Origin of the sequence: Pseudomonas sp. CK-NBRI-02 (genome assembly GCF_008124495.1) — a bacterium.
GTDB lineage: Bacteria > Pseudomonadota > Gammaproteobacteria > Pseudomonadales > Pseudomonadaceae > Aquipseudomonas > Aquipseudomonas guariconensis.
In genome coordinates, this window is sequence record NZ_VSJH01000017.1 from 80,701 (window position 1) to 97,954 (window position 17,254).

The 17,254-nt window shown below is 62.5% G+C and carries 21 protein-coding genes; 13 read left to right on the forward strand and 8 right to left on the reverse strand.

Going from position 1 to position 17,254, the window contains the following annotated elements:
- The first annotated feature begins 83 nt into the window (after nt 1–83).
- Nucleotides 84–1,820: an arginine--tRNA ligase gene (argS, locus tag DQ397_RS13710; RefSeq protein WP_043208601.1), complete on the forward strand. Its 1,737-nt coding sequence runs from the start codon at nt 84–86 to the stop codon at nt 1,818–1,820.
- 1 nt (nt 1,821) lies between these two features.
- Complete coding sequence (locus DQ397_RS13715) at nt 1,822–2,529, forward strand: SPOR domain-containing protein (RefSeq protein WP_043208603.1); 708 nt, start codon at nt 1,822–1,824, stop codon at nt 2,527–2,529.
- A 43-nt stretch (nt 2,530–2,572) separates the two neighbouring features.
- Here DQ397_RS13715 and DQ397_RS13720 read toward each other — a convergent pair whose 3' ends face one another.
- On the reverse strand, nt 2,573–2,989 hold the full coding sequence (locus DQ397_RS13720) for a TM2 domain-containing protein (protein WP_043208605.1): 417 nt from the start codon (nt 2,987–2,989) through the stop codon (nt 2,573–2,575).
- A 167-nt stretch (nt 2,990–3,156) separates the two neighbouring features.
- On the opposite strand from DQ397_RS13720, the gene DQ397_RS13725 reads away from it, so the two are divergent.
- Nucleotides 3,157–3,786 carry a C40 family peptidase gene (locus tag DQ397_RS13725; protein WP_043208607.1) on the forward strand — a complete coding sequence of 210 codons (630 nt, stop codon included), beginning with the start codon at nt 3,157–3,159 and terminating at the stop codon, nt 3,784–3,786.
- Between the two features lie 163 nt (nt 3,787–3,949).
- On the opposite strand, the gene DQ397_RS13730 is transcribed toward DQ397_RS13725, so the two are convergent.
- On the reverse strand, nt 3,950–4,948 hold the full coding sequence (locus tag DQ397_RS13730; protein WP_043208609.1) for a type IV pilus twitching motility protein PilT: 999 nt from the start codon (nt 4,946–4,948) through the stop codon (nt 3,950–3,952).
- A gap of 66 nt (nt 4,949–5,014) precedes the next feature.
- Between DQ397_RS13730 and DQ397_RS13735 the strand changes: the two genes are divergently transcribed.
- From DQ397_RS13735 to DQ397_RS13775, 9 genes are all read left to right on the forward strand, one after another.
- Nucleotides 5,015–5,701 carry a YggS family pyridoxal phosphate-dependent enzyme gene (locus tag DQ397_RS13735; RefSeq protein ID WP_043208611.1) on the forward strand — a complete coding sequence of 229 codons (687 nt, stop codon included), beginning with the start codon at nt 5,015–5,017 and terminating at the stop codon, nt 5,699–5,701.
- Nucleotides 5,702–5,739: 38 nt separating this feature from the next.
- On the forward strand, nt 5,740–6,558 hold the full coding sequence (gene proC, locus DQ397_RS13740) for a pyrroline-5-carboxylate reductase (RefSeq protein WP_043208613.1): 819 nt from the start codon (nt 5,740–5,742) through the stop codon (nt 6,556–6,558).
- A gap of 10 nt (nt 6,559–6,568) precedes the next feature.
- On the forward strand, nt 6,569–7,156 hold the full coding sequence (locus DQ397_RS13745; protein WP_043208615.1) for a YggT family protein: 588 nt from the start codon (nt 6,569–6,571) through the stop codon (nt 7,154–7,156).
- 87 nt (nt 7,157–7,243) lie between these two features.
- Nucleotides 7,244–8,383 carry a homoserine O-acetyltransferase gene (locus DQ397_RS13750; RefSeq protein WP_043208618.1) on the forward strand — a complete coding sequence of 380 codons (1,140 nt, stop codon included), beginning with the start codon at nt 7,244–7,246 and terminating at the stop codon, nt 8,381–8,383.
- A gap of 7 nt (nt 8,384–8,390) precedes the next feature.
- Nucleotides 8,391–9,011 carry a methionine biosynthesis protein MetW gene (gene metW, locus DQ397_RS13755; RefSeq protein ID WP_043208620.1) on the forward strand — a complete coding sequence of 207 codons (621 nt, stop codon included), beginning with the start codon at nt 8,391–8,393 and terminating at the stop codon, nt 9,009–9,011.
- A 31-nt stretch (nt 9,012–9,042) separates the two neighbouring features.
- On the forward strand, nt 9,043–9,477 hold the full coding sequence (locus tag DQ397_RS13760) for a DUF4426 domain-containing protein (protein ID WP_043208621.1): 435 nt from the start codon (nt 9,043–9,045) through the stop codon (nt 9,475–9,477).
- Complete coding sequence (gene rdgB, locus DQ397_RS13765; RefSeq protein WP_043208624.1) at nt 9,474–10,070, forward strand: RdgB/HAM1 family non-canonical purine NTP pyrophosphatase; 597 nt, start codon at nt 9,474–9,476, stop codon at nt 10,068–10,070. The genes DQ397_RS13760 and rdgB overlap by 4 nt, the downstream gene beginning before the upstream one ends.
- A complete protein-coding gene (hemW, locus tag DQ397_RS13770; RefSeq protein WP_043208625.1) occupies nt 10,067–11,254 on the forward strand; it encodes a radical SAM family heme chaperone HemW in 1,188 nt (395 codons plus the stop codon). Before rdgB ends, hemW begins: the two co-directional genes overlap by 4 nt.
- Nucleotides 11,255–11,263: 9 nt before the next feature.
- Nucleotides 11,264–11,590, forward strand: coding sequence for a DUF3392 family protein (locus DQ397_RS13775; RefSeq protein ID WP_043208627.1), 327 nt, complete (start codon nt 11,264–11,266; stop codon nt 11,588–11,590).
- Between the two features lie 45 nt (nt 11,591–11,635).
- On the opposite strand, the gene DQ397_RS13780 is transcribed toward DQ397_RS13775, so the two are convergent.
- The 5 genes from DQ397_RS13780 to DQ397_RS13800 form a co-directional block, all read right to left on the reverse strand.
- Nucleotides 11,636–13,042, reverse strand: a complete 1,407-nt coding sequence (locus DQ397_RS13780) for a hypothetical protein (RefSeq protein ID WP_043208628.1) — start codon at nt 13,040–13,042, stop codon at nt 11,636–11,638.
- A gap of 157 nt (nt 13,043–13,199) precedes the next feature.
- Nucleotides 13,200–13,922: a tRNA (guanosine(46)-N7)-methyltransferase TrmB gene (trmB, locus tag DQ397_RS13785; protein WP_043208629.1), complete on the reverse strand. Its 723-nt coding sequence runs from the start codon at nt 13,920–13,922 to the stop codon at nt 13,200–13,202.
- A 9-nt stretch (nt 13,923–13,931) separates the two neighbouring features.
- Entirely contained in the window at nt 13,932–14,726 is a 795-nt protein-coding gene (locus DQ397_RS13790; RefSeq protein ID WP_043208630.1) for a thiazole synthase, read from the reverse strand.
- A gap of 52 nt (nt 14,727–14,778) precedes the next feature.
- A complete protein-coding gene (gene thiS / locus DQ397_RS13795) occupies nt 14,779–14,979 on the reverse strand; it encodes a sulfur carrier protein ThiS (protein ID WP_028689131.1) in 201 nt (66 codons plus the stop codon).
- 103 nt (nt 14,980–15,082) lie between these two features.
- Nucleotides 15,083–15,454 carry a DUF423 domain-containing protein gene (locus DQ397_RS13800; RefSeq protein WP_043208631.1) on the reverse strand — a complete coding sequence of 124 codons (372 nt, stop codon included), beginning with the start codon at nt 15,452–15,454 and terminating at the stop codon, nt 15,083–15,085.
- 64 nt (nt 15,455–15,518) lie between these two features.
- Between DQ397_RS13800 and mtgA the strand changes: the two genes are divergently transcribed.
- Nucleotides 15,519–16,217, forward strand: coding sequence for a monofunctional biosynthetic peptidoglycan transglycosylase (gene mtgA / locus DQ397_RS13805; protein WP_043208711.1), 699 nt, complete (start codon nt 15,519–15,521; stop codon nt 16,215–16,217).
- 96 nt (nt 16,218–16,313) lie between these two features.
- Here mtgA and rpoH read toward each other — a convergent pair whose 3' ends face one another.
- On the reverse strand, nt 16,314–17,168 hold the full coding sequence (gene rpoH / locus DQ397_RS13810) for an RNA polymerase sigma factor RpoH (RefSeq protein WP_043208632.1): 855 nt from the start codon (nt 17,166–17,168) through the stop codon (nt 16,314–16,316).
- Between the last annotated feature and the right edge of the window lie 86 nt (nt 17,169–17,254).

Here is a 17,254-nt window from a genome sequence, read left to right on the forward strand (position 1 = left end):
CGCCCCCGGGAACGGATAATGCCCAGTTTTTCCACCTGCGCATCGAAGCGCCCCACCGCGCTTGCGGTCGAAAAGAGAACGCCATGAAAGACACCATTCGCCAGCTCATCCAGCAAGCCCTCACCCAACTCGTCACCGACGGCGTGCTGCCTGAGGGACTGACGCCGGCGATCCAGGTGGAAAACGCCCGGGACAAGACCCACGGCGACTTCGCCAGCAACATCGCCATGATGCTGGCCAAGCCGGCCGGCATGAAGCCGCGCGACCTGGCTGAAAAGCTCATCGACGCCCTGCCGGCCAGCGCCGACATCACCAAGGTCGAGATTGCAGGCCCGGGCTTTTTGAACTTCTTCCAGAACACCCAGGCCTTGGCCAACCGCCTGGACGCAGCCCTGGCAGACGATCATCTGGGCGTGCGCAAAGCCGGCCCTAGCGAGAAAGTGGTGATCGACATGTCGGCACCGAACCTGGCCAAAGAGATGCACGTCGGCCACCTGCGCTCGACCATCATCGGCGACAGCGTCGCACGCGTGCTGGAGTTTCTCGGCGACCAGGTGATCCGCCAGAACCACGTGGGCGACTGGGGCACCCAGTTCGGCATGCTGCTGGCCTACCTGGAAGAAAACCCGATCACCAGCGACGAGCTGTCGGACCTGGAGAACTTCTACCGCGCGGCGAAAAAGCGCTTCGACGAGTCCGAGGAATTCGCCACCCGCGCCCGTGGCCTGGTGGTCAAGCTGCAAGCCGGCGACCCTGAGTGCATGGCCCTGTGGACCCGCTTCAAGGACATCTCCCTGTCCCACTGCCAGAAGACCTACGAGCTGCTCAACGTCAAGCTGACCATGGCCGACGTGATGGGCGAAAGCGCCTACAACGGCGACCTGGCCAACGTGGTCGCCGACCTCAAGGCCAAGGGCCTGCTGGTCGAGGATCAGGGTGCCCAGTGCGTGTTCCTCGATGAATTCAAGAATGCCGAAGGCGAGCCGCTGCCGGTGATCGTGCAGAAGGCCGATGGCGGCTACCTCTATGCCACCACCGACCTGGCCGCCGTCCGCTATCGCAGCAACGTCCTCAAGGCCGACCGTGCCCTGTACTTCGTCGACCAGCGCCAGGCCCTGCACTTCAACCAGGTGTTCGAAGTCGCGCGCCGCGCAGGCTTCGTCGGCCACCCAATGCAGATGGAACACATGGGCTTCGGCACCATGAACGGCGCTGACGGCCGCCCGTTCAAGACACGTGACGGCGGCACCGTAAAACTGATCGACCTGCTGACCGAGGCCAAGGAGCGTGCCTACGCACTGGTCAAGGACAAGAATCCGAGCCTGTCCGAGGACGAACTGCGCCACATTGGTGAAGTGGTCGGGATCGGCGCGGTGAAGTACGCCGACCTGTCCAAGCACCGCACCAGCGACTACAGCTTCAACTTCGAGCTGATGCTCAACTTCGACGGCAACACCGCACCCTACCTGCTGTATGCCTACACCCGAGTGGCCAGCGTATTCCGCAAGCTGGGCAAGGGCTTCGAGGAAGTCGAGGGCAACATCGTCCTACAGGCGACCCATGAGCAGGATCTGGCCGCTCGCCTGGCGCAGTTCGGTGAAGTACTCAACAATGTCGCCGAGAAGGGCACCCCACATGTGCTGTGCAGCTACCTGTACGACATCGCAGGCCTGTTCTCCAGCTTCTACGAGAACTGCCCGATCCTCGCCGCCGAAACCGCCGAACAGCAGCAAAGCCGTCTGCGTCTGGCCGCTCTGACCGGCCGTACGCTCAAGCAAGGTCTGGAACTGCTCGGCCTGGAAACCCTGGAGCGCATGTAAGTTGGCTGCCAAGAAAAAACCTGCACCCAAGCGTGGCGCCAGCCGCAACCAGGCACCGGCCAAACAGCCGATTCCTGGTTGGATCTGGCTGGCGGTCGGCCTCACCGTAGGCGCTTTCGTTGTCTTTTTGATGAAGCTCGAGCCAGGCAGCGAAGACATCAAGCGCGCCAAGCCTGAGCAGCAAAAACCCGCCAAGGTCGCCGAAGCCGGAAAGACCAGCGCACCGACGACACAGCAGCCGGTCAAGCCGAAGTACGACTTCTACACCCTGCTGCCGGAGTCAGAGGTCATCGTGCCGCCGGAGGCCGTACCGGAGAAAACCCCACCGGTACCGGCCCAGCCAGTGCAGCCGGTCAAGCCGGTAACGCCAGCGGAAGCTGCGAAGATCGATACCGCGCGCGCCCAGGCCGCCCTGATGGGGCAGACGCCTCCACCCGCCCCTCCGGTGATCAAGCCTGCGGCGACTACCACTTTCTTCCTGCAGGCCGGCTCGTTCCGCAAACAGGCCGATGCCGACAAGGTTCGTGCGCAAATCATCCTGCTTGGCCAAGCGGTCAAGGTGGAGTCAGGGACAGTGAAAGATGAAACCTGGTACCGCGTCCTGGTCGGCCCGTTCAGCAACCGTGAGCAGTTGACGGTCGCCCAGAAGCAGCTTGCCGGGGCAGGGTTCAGCAACCTGCTGCTGCAACAGCGCCAGACCCGCCAGTAACGAAAAAGGCCTTGCCGCTCGATGCGACAAGGCCTTTTTTCTGTCAGCGGCGCTGGGCGTTGACCTGGGAGATCTGGCTGTTCAAGGTCCAGAAATCGTACAGCACACCAATCAGGAACAAGCCCCCGGTGAGCAGATAGATCAACGCGCTGATCCACTTGCCCAGGTACAGCCGGTGCACGCCGAAGATCCCGAGGAACGTCAGGAATATCCAGGCCAGGTTGTAGTCCACGCGACCGGACTGAAAGCGCATGTCCGCCTCACGGTCCATCGACGGAATCAGGAACAGGTCGATCAGCCAGCCGATACCGAGTAACCCCAGGGTGAAGAACCAGATCGTCCCGGTGATCGGCTTGCCGTAGTAGAAGCGGTGCGAGCCGGTGAAACCGAAGATCCACAAGAGGTAGCCAAGGACCTTGCTGTGGGTGTCGTGCAGCCCACCCTGTTGATAACCGTTCATGCTTGTCCTCCGTGGGTTAGCAAAAAATTTTCTAACGGAAAATGTGACTTTTCCGTGGGAAGCCGACGTATGGTACCCGCGCAATCGACCAACGGAGCAAAAAATCACCCGAAGCTGTTATAGAGTTGCGCGCCAAAGCCAACACATACCTAAAAAGAGCTTCAACTATGCCGCCTCTGTTCAAGACATGGCTGACCCTCTGCCTATTGTTGCCCCTGGCCGCCCACGCCACCAATCGTGAGCAACGTCTTCCCAATGGTTTCACCGGCTATACCACCAACGCCTCGGTGAAACACGCGCCGGTCAAATACAGCACCTTGCGCGCCCGCCCAAGCAATGCCGCCAAGGCTTCGAGCAATCTGCCCGTCGTGGCCATGTCGGCCAAGCAGAGCAGCAACGTACTCAGCCGCGCAGTGAATGTACTGGGCACGCCCTATCGTTGGGGCGGCAGCAGCCCGAGCAAGGGCTTCGACTGCAGCGGCCTGGTCAAGTACGCCTTCACCGATGTCGCCGACGTCGACCTGCCGCGCACCTCCAATGCCATGGCCAAAGGGCACGGCGTCAAAGTCGCAAAAAGCGACCTCAAGCCTGGCGACCTGATTTTCTTCAACATCAAGAGCCGCCGGGTCAACCACGTCGCCATCTACCTGGGCAATGACCGCTTCATCCATGCGCCACGCACCGGCAAGCGGGTGAGCATCGACACCCTGAGCAAGCCGTACTGGCAGAAGCACTACGTGGTGGCCAAGCGCGTGCTGCCTAAAGAACAGCAGACCCTGGCCCTGGCCAAACGCTGACCTGCCCCTCGGTGGAGCCCAGGTTCTTCGAACTGCCTGACATCACCGGGACTGCTGCTCGGCCCATTCGCCGGTGAACCCGCTCCCACAAGAACCGCGCCAATCCCAGCTCCGCGCGGTGGGTGGAGGCGGTTTTATCCGCGAATGGGCCGAAGATCCAACCTCAGCCTGACGCGATCAGCCCCGCCCCCTGCAATTGCTGCATCGCCATCTCCATCGTCCTCATCCCCGCCGCCGCTCCGGTCTGCATCACTGAATGCAACTGCGCCATGCGACCTTCACGGATCAGGTTGCGTACGGCGGGCGTAGCCACCAGCACTTCCCTGGCCGCCACACGCCCGCCATCCAATCGTCTGATCAATGTCTGCGCCACCACCATGCGCAACGACTCAGCCAGCATGCCCCGCACCAGAGCCTTTTCCTCTGGCGCAAACACCTCCACCAGGCGGTCGATGCTGTTCACCGCCGAGCGGGTATGCACCGTCGCCAACACCAGGTGCCCCGTTTCCGCAGCGCGCAAGGCCAGGCGGATGGTTTCCAGATCACGCAGCTCGCCAATCACGACTACATCCGGATCCTGGCGCAATGCACTGCGCAGGCCTTGGGCAAAATTTCGGCAGTCGCGGCCGATCTCGCGCTGGTTGACCAGACTGCGCTGGCCGCTGTGGATAACTTCGATGGGGTCTTCGAGGGTGACGATGTGCAGCGCCTGCGTTCGATTGAGCTGATCGATCAGAGCCGCCAGGGTCGATGACTTGCCGCTGCCTGTCGACCCGCCGACCAGCACGAGGCCATCGCGCCACTGGGCAATCGCTTGAAACACTTCCTCCAGGCCCAGCTCATCGAGGCTGGGAATGCGAGCCGGCAGCAGTCGCAGGCTCACGCCTGGCCCACGATGCTGGCGATAGAGGTTCGCACGCACGCGCACGGCGCCTGGCAGTATCAATGCGATATCCAGCTCATCGCCCTGCGCCCACTGGCGGCGCTGGGCTTCATCGAGCAGCGGAGCAAACCCATCGTTCAGGGTCGCAGCCGCCAGAGGCGGCAGATCCAGGCGCTGCAGCTCGCCGTCCAGGCGCAGCACCGGTACTTCGCCCGTCGCCAGGTGCAGGTCGCAAGCGCCCGCAGCCACGGCCCGGGCCAACAGGTCGGTCACATCCATGAGACTCCCCAAAGGCCATCAAGCAGGTAGAATGCCGCAGACCACTGAGCCGTCGGCATCGATTCCATGTCCACCATAGCAGACAACCTGTCCGCCCTCGCCGCTCGCATCGACAGCGCGGCCAAGGCTGCCGGACGCGACCCGGCCAGCATTCAACTGCTGGCGGTGAGCAAGACCAAACCCGCCAATGCCGTGCGCGAAGCCCACGCCGCTGGCGTGCTCCACGTCGGCGAAAACTACCTCCAGGAAGCCTTGGCCAAGCAGGAAGAATTACGCGACCTGCCCTTGACCTGGCACTTCATCGGCCCCATCCAGTCGAACAAGACCCGTTCAATCGCCGAACATTTCGACTGGGTACACTCCGTGGACCGTCTGAAGATCGCCCAACGCCTGTCCGAACAACGCCCTGCCGACCTGGCACCGCTGAATGTCTGCCTGCAGGTGAACGTCAGTGGCGAGGACAGCAAGTCCGGCTGCCAGCCAGCCGATGTGCCGGCCCTGGCCAGTGCCATTGCCAGTCTGCCCGGCCTGCGTCTGCGGGGCTTGATGGCGATCCCCGAACCCACCGAGGACCGTGTCGCCCAGGAAGCGGCCTTCGCCACCCTGCGCCAGTTGCAGGAGGGCCTTGGACTGGGCCTGGACACCTTGTCCATGGGCATGAGCCATGACCTGGAAGCGGCCATTGCACAGGGAGCGACCTGGGTGCGCATCGGTACCGCCCTGTTCGGTGCCCGCGACTACGGACGCCCCTGATTCCATGCTTTACTCACTCTTTCCTTCAAGGACCTGACATGAGCAAGACACGTATTGCCTTTATCGGCGCCGGCAACATGGCCGCCAGCCTGATCGGCGGCCTGCGTGCCCAGGGTCTGGACGCCGCGCAGATCCGCGCCAGCGACCCGGGCGCCGAGACCCGGGCCAAGATCCAGGCCGAGCACGGCATCGAAGCCTTCGAAGACAACGCCCAGGCCATCGCCGACGCGGATGTGATCGTTCTGTCGGTCAAACCGCAGGTCATGAAGGCCGTGTGCCAGGCTCTGCAGCCCAATCTGGCGCCAGGTCAACTGATCGTTTCCATCGCCGCCGGCATCACTTGCGCCAGCCTGCAAGCCTGGCTGGGCCCACGCCCGGTGGTTCGCTGCATGCCCAACACTCCGGCCCTGTTGCGCGAAGGCGCCAGTGGCCTGTACGCCACCGCCGAGGTGTCTGCCGAGCAGCGGCAGCAGGCCGAGCAACTGTTGCGCGCCGTGGGCACCGCCCTGTGGCTGGACCAGGAGCAGCAACTCGATGCCGTCACCGCCGTCTCCGGCAGTGGTCCGGCTTATTTCTTCCTGCTGATCGAAGCCATGACCGCAGCCGGCGAAAAACTTGGCCTGCCGCGTGAAACCGCCTCGCAGTTGACCTTGCAGACCGCACTGGGCGCCGCACGCATGGCCGTCTCCAGCGACGTGGACGCCGCCGAGCTGCGTCGGCGCGTCACCTCGCCAGCCGGTACCACGGAAGCGGCGATCAAATCGTTCCAGGGCAACGGCTTCGAGGCGCTCGTCGAGCAGGCACTGGAGGCCGCGGCAAAACGTTCCGCCGAGCTGGCCGAGCAATTGGGCAAATAAGGAGCTGTCGATGAATGCATTGTCCGGCGCCATGATCTTCGTGGTGCAAACCCTGGTCAGCCTGTACCTGGTGATCGTCCTGCTGCGCTTCGTGCTGCAACTGGTCAAGGCCGACTTCTACAACCCCCTGAGCCAGTTCGCGGTGCGCGCCACCCAGCCGCTGCTCAAGCCGCTGCGCCGCATCATCCCCAGCATCGGCGGCCTGGACACCTCGTCCTTGCTGCTGTCGGTGGCCATCCAGGCGCTGTTGATGGCCTTCGTGATGATGTTCGTGCTCTACAGCTACAGCCCGCTGCAACTGGTGATCTGGGCGATCATCGGCGTGACCTCGCTGTTTTTGAAGATCTTCTGGGTGGCGATGATCGTCATGGTGATCGTCTCGTGGGTCGCGCCCAACAGCCACAACCCTGCCGCCGAACTGGCCTACCAGATCAGCGAGCCGGTGCTGGCGCCGTTCCGCAAGCTCATTCCTAACCTGGGCGGGCTGGATATTTCGCCGATCTTCGCCTTCCTGGCGATCCAGGTCATCCAGTCCTACGCCATGCCGGTACTTGCCGAATATGTCGGCATGCCGGAGATCCTCTGGCGCATGATCTGACCCTGGTGTTTCCAGCGGCAAGCCTTTGCTTGCCGCTGGGGATAGCGCTCTTTAGACTTACGCCTCCGTCAAGCGTGAGCAGGGTCGATGTCCACTGTCTTTCCCGAAGATTCCGTTGGTCTGGTAACACCGCAAATTGCCCGGTTCGATGAGCCGCTGGCGTTGGCCTGTGGCCGTTCGCTGGCCAGCTACGAGCTGATCTACGAGACCTATGGCACCCTCAACAGCACCGCCAGCAATGCCCTGCTGATCTGCCATGCGCTCTCCGGCCATCATCATGCCGCAGGCTATCACGCCCCCACCGACCGAAAGCCCGGCTGGTGGGACAGCTGCATCGGCCCCGGCAAGCCGATCGATACCAATCGCTTCTTCGTGGTCAGCCTGAACAACCTCGGCGGCTGCAACGGCAGTACGGGGCCGAGCAGCGTCAACCCTGCCACCGGCAAGCCCTATGGCGCCGACTTCCCGGTCCTGACCGTCGAAGACTGGGTACACAGCCAGGCGCGGTTCGCCGATCGCCTCGGCATCCAGCAGTGGGCGGCGGTGGTCGGCGGCAGCCTGGGCGGCATGCAGGCCCTGCAATGGACCATCAGCTACCCGGACCGAGTACGCCACTGCGTGGACATCGCCTCGGCGCCCAAGCTCTCGGCACAGAACATCGCCTTCAACGAAGTCGCCCGCCAGGCCATCCTCACCGACCCTGAGTTCCACGGCGGCTCGTTCCAGGACAAGGGCGTGGTGCCCAAGCGCGGCCTGATGCTGGCGCGCATGGTGGGCCACATCACCTACCTGTCCGATGATTCGATGGGCGAGAAATTCGGTCGCGAACTCAAAAGCGACAAGCTCAACTATGACTTCCACAGCGTGGAGTTCCAGGTCGAGAGCTACCTGCGCTATCAGGGCGAGGAGTTCTCCGGGCGCTTCGATGCCAATACCTACCTGCTGATGACCAAGGCGCTGGACTACTTCGACCCGGCCGCCACCCACGGGGGGGACCTGGCGGCAACGCTGGAGCATGTCACGGCGGACTACTGCATCATGTCGTTCACCACCGACTGGCGCTTCTCGCCGGCGCGTTCTCGAGAAATCGTCGATGCACTGATGGCCGCGCGCAAGAACGTCTGCTACCTGGAGATCGACTCACCTTACGGGCACGATGCCTTCCTGATCCCCACGCCTCGCTACATGCAAGGTTTCGCGAACTACATGAACCGCATCGCCATCTGAGGACAGTATGAGAGCCGACCTGGAAATCATCCACGACTGGATCCCCGCCGGCAGCCGGGTACTCGACCTGGGCTGCGGCAACGGCGAGCTGCTGGCCTCGTTGCGCGATCGCAAGAACGTCACCGGCTACGGGCTGGAGATCGACGCCGACAACATCGCCGCCTGTGTGGCCAAAGGTGTCAACGTCATCGAGCAGGACCTGGACAAAGGCCTGGGCAACTTCGCCAGCAACAGCTTCGACGTGGTGGTCATGACCCAGGCCCTGCAGGCCGTGGAATACCCTGACCGCATCCTAGACGAAATGCTGCGGGTGGGCCGCGAGTGCATCATCACCTTCCCCAACTTCGGCCATTGGCGTTGCCGCTGGTACCTGGCGACCAAGGGCCACATGCCCGTCTCGGACTTCATGCCGTACACCTGGTACAACACGCCAAACATTCACTTCTGTACCTTCGCCGACTTCGAGGACCTGTGCCACGAACGTCGCGCCAAGGTGATCGACCGCCTGGCGGTCGACCGTCTGCACCGTAATGGGTGGGCAGGCCGGCTTTGGCCTAATCTTCTAGGAGAAATCGGTATCTATCGCGTCAGCAGCCGAGGCCTGCAGGAACATCAGGTCGCGGTCTGACATCGAGCCCATCCCACTGGAGGATCGCACCATGCGTCGCCTTGCACTTTTCTTGATCAGCCTGTGCCTGGCCTTGCCAGTTCTGGCTGCAGACCCCGCCAGGCCGGAACGCAAGGAAGTCTTCGGCGACGTGACGGTCCACTACAGCGCCTTCACCTCAAGCATGCTGCAACCGGATGTGGCCGCGGCCACGGGCCTGACCCGCAGCAAGAATCAAGGCGTGCTCAATATCGCCGTGCTCAAGGCCGGCAAGCCAGGCATGGCGGTGGTCAGTGGCACCGTAAAGGACCTCACCGGGCGTAGCAGCCCGTTGTCGTTCAAGCAGATCACCGACCAGGGCGCGGTCTACTACATCGCCCAGTTCAAGATTGACCAGGCAGAAACCCTGACCTTCGACCTGAACGTCGAGACCGGCGGCGTCAGCCACAAACTCAGCTTCAACCAGGAAGTGTTCCCAGGCGAATGATGAATTTCCAACAGCTCGTATTGGCCAGCCACAACGCCGGCAAACTCAAGGAACTCCAGGCCATGCTCGGCGAGTCCGTGCAACTGCGTTCGATCGGCGAATTCAGCCAGGTCGAACCGGAGGAGACCGGCCTGTCGTTCGTCGAGAATGCCATCCTCAAGGCACGCAACGCTTCTCGTATCTCCGGCCTGCCGGCCCTGGCCGACGATTCGGGCCTGGCAGTGGACGCTCTGGGCGGCGCACCGGGCATCTACTCGGCGCGCTATGCCGACGGCAAGGGCGATGCGGCGAACAACGCCAAGCTGCTCCAAGCACTCCAGGATGTACCCGCGGCAGAGCGCGGCGCGCAGTTCGTCTGCGTGCTGGCCCTGGTGCGTCACGCCGATGACCCGCTGCCGATTCTGTGCGAAGGGTTGTGGCATGGCAGCATCTTGTTCGAGGCCAGCGGCGAGCACGGGTTTGGCTACGACCCGTTGTTCTGGGTCCCGGAGCGCAAGTGCTCCAGCGCCGACCTCAGCCCTGTCGAAAAGAACCAGCTCAGCCACCGCGCCCGCGCCATGGCCCTGCTGCGTCAACGTCTGGGCCTGGCATGACCGAAACGTTGTCCACCCAGCTGCGCCATTGCGGCCCGGCAGGTTTCGCCGCACTCCCACCTCTGGCCTTGTATATCCATATTCCCTGGTGCGTGCGCAAATGCCCTTATTGCGACTTCAATTCTCACGCTGCCGGGCCTGATCTGCCGGAAGAGGCGTACGTCGATGCGCTGCTGACCGACCTGGATCAGGAGATGGCTGCGGTCCAGGGACGCCCCATCAGCTCGATCTTCTTCGGCGGCGGCACTCCAAGCCTGTTCAGCGCCAAGGCTTTGGGGCGTTTGCTGCGCGGCGTGGAGCAGCGCATCCCGTTCGCCGTCGACATCGAAATCACTCTGGAAGCCAACCCAGGGACCTTCGAGCAAGAGAAATTCAAGGCGTACCGGCAAACCGGCATCAATCGCTTGTCCATCGGCGTACAGAGCTTCCAGCCCGCCAAGCTCCAGGCCCTGGGGCGTATACACAACGGCGACGAGGCGATCCGCGCCGCGGACATGGCACGCGCAGCCGGCTTCGACAACTTCAACATGGACCTCATGCACGGCCTGCCCGACCAGTCCCTGGACGACGCCTTGGCCGACCTGCGCCAGGCCATCGAGTTGGCGCCGACGCACCTGTCCTGGTACCAGCTGACGGTGGAGCCGAACACGGTGTTCTGGAACCAGCCGCCGGAGCTGCCCGAAGACGACATTCTCTGGGACATCCAGGAAGCCGGCCAGGCCCTGATGGCGGCGAACGGCTTCCAGCAGTACGAGGTCTCGGCGTATGCGCAGCCGGGCCGGGCCGCGCGCCACAACCTCAACTATTGGCGTTTCGGCGACTTCATCGGCATCGGTGCCGGGGCCCACGGCAAACTGACCTTTGCCGACGGCCGCATCCTGCGCACCTGGAAGACCCGCCTGCCCAAGGACTACCTGAACCTGGCCAAGCCGTTCAAGGCCGGCGAAAAGCTCCTGCCCGCGCAGGAGTTGCCGTTCGAGTTCCTGATGAACGCCCTGCGCCTGACCCAGGGTGTGGAAGCCGAGCTATTCACCCAGCGTACCGGCTTGCCCCTGTCGCAGCTGGCAGAGGCCCGGCGCGAGGCAGAACGAAAGGGCCTTTTGCAGGTCGAACCGGATCGATTGGTGGCCACACCACGCGGCCAGTTGTTCCTCAACGACCTGTTGCAGTATTTCTTGACCTAAGGATGACCCATGGATTTGGTACTTGACCTGCTCGCGACCGTCTCCCGCTGGAGCCGCAGCAACCTGTCGGAGATTTCCCTGGCCTTGGTAGGCTGCATGCTGGTGCTGTTTGGCACCGACATCAAGGGTTGGGTGGAGCAACGCCTGGGCGGCCTGGCCGGCGCCCTGCGCGTCCCCTTCATGGCATTGCTGGTGATGATCGGCAGCGGCGCGGCGCTGATCTACGCAACGCCGTGGGTGGTGAAGGGCTTGGCCCAGTTCAACAACTATGCCCTGGCGCCGGTATTGCTGGTGGTACTGGTATTGATCGGCGTGGTGGCTGATCGACGGGGGTAAATGAACGGGTGCGCGGCGGCAGGCCTGCTTGCGCCCCCATTCAAATCAGGGTTGCAACCGTACCTCTATGGGTACAGAGCGCTGCCCGGCATGATCAATGCCCACTGCACACAGCCGTGTATCCTGCCCGACCACGATCTTTCCCGTTGCCGTAGCGGGTAAATCACCGTAGTTCTGAAGGCTCGCGCAATCAGTGCCCTGCCAAGGGCCCAGCTTGAATTCCACCCTTCGGAACAAGAGGTGCCTGGAGGGAAAACGCACTCGGTAGGCCTTGCGCCCGTGATGATCATAGTAAGGTGCGCTGATTTTCAGCTCCGGCTGCGCGGCCGGCCCCGGCTGGAGCACTACCACCGGCAGAGCCACAGCGTTACGGCTAGCAGGCTCGGGAGCACTAGCCTCACGCCCCCAAATGCACAACGCCAGCACCGTGGGATTGGTTGGTGAAAGAGTGAATCCCTCCAAGTGTAGATTCAGCGCAACGCCCGATGCCTGTGGCGCGCCATACCCATTCGATTCCTCGCACTGCTCCGGCCACTGCGCAAGCTTGGCCTGGTACAGAGAAGTCGTCGAATACACCGAAGAATCAATGAGCATTGGCGCCTGATCGGACGGCTTGTAGATCAGACGACCGTCATCGTCTTTTTCCACCACGACATTGAAGACATTGTCCAATCCACAACCTTTGGCCTCAGCGCTGAAGCGTCCCTGACGTAAGCACGCCGGCAGGAAGCTCATATCTGACGCATGGGCGCCGCCTGGCACAACGCTGTGCACGACCGCCAAGACACTATGATTGCTGGCATCCACTATCGGACTACCGGAGTCCCCGTCGTGCAGGCTGACGTCGTTCAACATCAAAAGGTGTCGGAACAAGGTTCCCTCGCCAGTCTGCATGTCGATCCAGGGCAATGCTTGTTCCGGCCAGCTGGCGACACCACTGACACTACCCTGGCACGTCGCGGCAATGATCGTTTCGCCATCAACTGCCTTGCGTCCAGCCAGAACTAAAGGCGTAATGCCCAATGCCTTGAGCGCGCCCTGCGTCTGATGCAACTCGAAAATGGCGAAGTCCAGACCTCGACGCGAGGCAAATCGCACGTGGGCGACCTCGAAGGTTGCGTCTGGAAGGTCCCGGAATCTGACCAGACCGATCCCCGTCAGTTGCGTGTCGACCTGATCGAACACGTCGAGCACTGCATGCCCGCTGCCCACCAGCAAGGCCGGCGCGGCGTCGTTGCCGCTCTCGATCAGAAACGCCGTGCTCTTCTCGACTTTGCGCAAACCGAAATGCAGGCCACTGTCGCTGAGCGGGCGCTGGTACATCGCAATGGCAGAGGTATCCAGCCCGCCCCCAACGGCAGCGGATTCAGCGATGACCTGCGTCGGAACGCCCAGCAGGGCACCGACCAACAGCGAACGCAGTAATGATGAGAGATAGCGCTGTGTGTACATATTGAGCCTCCTGGCGTCTCCGGGCGTCGTTACCCGAGGTCAGGAGGCTCACATAGCGCATGAGCTGCGGTGACATATCATGCGCTACGCACCTGCCAAAGCAGGATGGTCAAGCAACAGACAGGTAAGAGAAGGCGTGCGGCGCTCCTCTGAAGGATCAGGCCAGCTTTTCGAACTTCAAATCCCACACCCCATGCCCGAGTCGCTCGCCACGGCGCTCGAACTTGGTGATCGGGCGTTCCTCTGGGCGCGGCACGTAAGTCCCGTCGGCGGCCTGGTTGCGGTAGCCCGGGGCGACGCTCATCACCTCCAGCATATGCTCGGCATAGGGCTCCCAGTCGGTAGCCATATGGAACACACCACCCACCTTGAGCTTGCGACGCACGAGCTCAGCGAACTCCGGTTGGACAATACGGCGCTTGTGGTGGCGCGCCTTGTGCCATGGGTCCGGGAAGAACAGCATCAAGCGGTCGAGGCTGTTGTCGGCCACGCAGCGGTTGAGCACTTCGATGGCGTCACAATCGTACACACGCAGGTTCTTCAGGCCCTGAGTGAGCACACCGTTGAGCAGTGCACCGACACCAGGACGGTGTACTTCGACACCGATGAAGTCCTGCTCAGGCGAGGCAGCGGCCATTTCCAGCAGGGAATGGCCCATGCCAAAGCCGATCTCCAGGGTACGCGGCGCCGAGCGCCCGAACACCTGGTCGTAGTCCACCGGGCTATCGGCCAGGGGCAGGATGAACAGCGGACCGCCCTGTTCCAGACCACGCTGCTGGCCTTCAGTCATGCGCCCGGCGCGCATCACGAAGCTCTTGATGCGGCGGTGTGGGCGCGCTTCGCCGTCGGTGGTAATCGGCGTTTCTTGCGATTCAGTCATCAGAGGCTCTTACTTGATCAGACCTTCCAGCGGCGACGAGGCGCTGGCATAGAGTTTTTTCGGCATGCGCCCGGCCAGGTAGGCCATGCGACCGGCGACGATTGCGTGCTTCATGGCTTCGGCCATCAGCACCGGTTGCTGGGCATGAGCGATGGCCGAGTTCATCAGCACTGCCTCACATCCCATTTCCATGGCGATGGTCGCGTCAGAGGCCGTACCCACGCCCGCATCGACCAGCACCGGTACCTTTGACTCTTCCAGGATGATTTGCAGGTTGTAGGGGTTGCAGATACCCAGGCCAGTGCCGATCAGACCTGCCAGCGGCATCACCGCGATGCAGCCGGCTTCAGCCAACTGGCGGGCGATGATCGGATCGTCGCTGGTGTAGACCATCACGTCGAAACCGTCCTTGACCAGCACTTCGGCGGCCTTGAGGGTCTCGATCACGTTGGGGAACAAGGTTTTCTGGTCGGCCAGGACTTCCAGCTTCACCAGATTGTGGCCATCGAGCAGTTCTCGGGCCAGGCGGCAGGTGCGCACTGCCTCGACCGCGTCGTAGCAACCGGCGGTGTTCGGCAGGATGGTGTAGCGATCGGGAGGCAGCACGTCGAGCAGGTTCGGCTCGCCCGGGTTCTGGCCGATGTTGGTACGGCGCACGGCAACGGTGACGATTTCGGCACCCGAGGCCTCGATGGCCAGGCGGGTTTCTTCCATGTCACGGTACTTGCCGGTGCCAACCAGCAGGCGCGACTGGAAAGTGCGCCCGGCCAGGGTGAAGGGCTTGTCGCTACGAACGTTGCTCATCGTGGATCCTCGGGAAAAGGTTACGGGACTTGCAGGTGAATCACCGGGCGGATCAGCCGCCACCGATGGCATGGACCACTTCGACCTGGTCGCCTTCACTGAGCCGCGTGCTTTCATGCTGGCTACGCGGGACGATATCCAGGTTCAGTTCCACCGCCACTCGGCGACCAGCGAGCTCCAGCCGGCCCAGCAGGGCAGCGACGCTCTCGCCATCGGGCAATTCGTAAGGTTCACCGTTCAGTTGAATGCGCATGCGCACGGCCACCATTGTGCTTTGGGGGTCGGCATTCTAGCCCTGATCCGCACTTCAACCCAAGGCCAGCCAACGCCATTAGTCGCGATTGTGGACCACTTGGTCAGCTCAGGCGCCAGGCCGCCAGACCCAGGCACAACCAACCGGCCAGAAAGCACAGCCCGCCGATGGGCGTGATGATGCCAAGCTTGCCCAGGCCGCTGAGGGTCAGCACGTACAAACTACCGGAGAACAGCAAGATTCCGACGGCGAACAGGCCACCGGCCCAGCCGATTAACCGACCCGGTAGGTGCACAGACAGCAGCGCGACGCCGAACAGCGCCAAGGCATGCACCAACTGGTAGGTCACGCCGGTGTGAAAGATCGCCAGGTAGTCGGCCGTCAGGCGGTTCTTCAGGCCGTGGGCGGCGAAGGCGCCCAAACCGACCCCGGTGAAGCCGAAGAAAGCGGCGAGCATCAGGAAGCTGCGAAGCATGGGACGACTCCTCGAAAGGGGTCTGTATAATGGCCCGTTCCAACGGTCCGGCCAAGCCATCACCATGCTGTCATCCCTAATCCGTCGCCTCGCCCGCGCCCTGCTCTGGTTCGCCGCCGGCAGCATCGTCGTGGTGCTGGCCCTGCGCTGGATACCGCCACCGGGCACGGCGCTGATGGTCGAGCGCAAGGTGCAATCCTGGATCAACGGCGAGCCGATCGACTTGCAACGTGAATGGACGCCTTGGGAGCGGATCTCCGACGACCTCAAAGTCGCGGTCATTGCTGGCGAGGACCAGAAGTTCGCCAGCCATTGGGGCTTCGACCTGCCGGCGATCCAGGCTGCACTGGCCTACAACGAACGCGGCGGCAAGATCCGGGGGGCCAGTACCCTGACCCAGCAGGTCGCCAAGAACCTGTTCCTCTGGTCCGGTCGCAGCTGGCTGCGCAAAGGCCTGGAGGCCTGGTTCACCGGGTTGATCGAGCTGTTCTGGTCGAAGGAGCGGATTCTCGAGGTCTATTTGAACAGCGCTGAATGGGGCAAGGGTGTGTTCGGGGCACAGGCCGCCGCCCGCTACCACTTTGGCGTCGATGCCAGCCGTCTTTCCCGCCAGCAGGCCGCTCAACTGGCCGCCGTACTGCCCAGTCCGCTGAAATGGAGCGCTAGCCGGCCCAGCGCCTATGTCGCCAGCCGCGCTGGGTGGATTCGCCGGCAGATGAGCCAGCTGGGTGGGCCGAGCTACTTGATGCAACTGCGTCCTTGAGTGCCCACAGCGAGGACAGCTTGCCCCTTTCATGAAGCCAAAAGAAAAGCCGCTTGCCCAAAGGCAAGCGGCTTTTCGTGTATGGCCAGGTCTTGATCAGATCGTGATCAGCGCCTTGACCTTGTTCATTGCGTTCTTTTCCAGCTGGCGAATCCGCTCGGCCGAAACACTGTATTTGTCCGCCAACTCATGCAGCGTTGCCTTTTCCTCGGCCAGCCAACGCTGATAGAGGATGTCACGGCTGCGCTCATCAAGACCCTGCAACGCAACGTGCAGGTTGCTGGTGGAGTTGTCACTCCAGTCTGCGTCTTCCAGCTGTACGGCCGGGTCGTAGCGGTGATCTTCCAGATAATGCGCGGGCGACTGGAAGGCGCTGTCGTCGTCAGCTTCGGCCGCCGGGTCGAAAGCCATGTCCTGGCCACTCAAGCGGCTCTCCATCTCGCGCACTTCACGGGGTTCGACACCCAGGCTCTCGGCCACTCGATGGACTTCTTCATTGTTCAGCCAGGCCAAACGCTTCTTCTGGCTGCGCAGGTTGAAGAACAGCTTGCGCTGGGCCTTGGTGGTGGCCACCTTGACGATGCGCCAGTTGCGCAGAATGAATTCATGGATCTCGGCCTTGATCCAGTGCACCGCAAAGGACACCAGACGCACGCCCATTTCCGGGTTGAAACGCTTTACCGCCTTCATCAAGCCAACATTGCCTTCCTGGATCAGGTCGGCCTGGGCCAGCCCGTAGCCAGCATAGCTGCGAGCGATATGTACGACGAAACGCAGGTGGGCCATCACCATTTGCCGAGCGGCCTCAAGATCCTGCTCGTAGTAGAGACGCTCGGCCAGTTCACGCTCCTGCTCGGCCGTCAGCAGGGGAATGCTGTTGACCGTGTGCACATAGGCTTCCAGGTTTGCACCGGGAACCAGGGCATATGCAGGTTGCAACGAATTGGTCATTCAAGAACCTCCGACTTACTAAACTCGCGCCTTGTGGGCACTGCCAACATTGACCGGAAACCACGAAACAAGTTCCCAGAACGGTA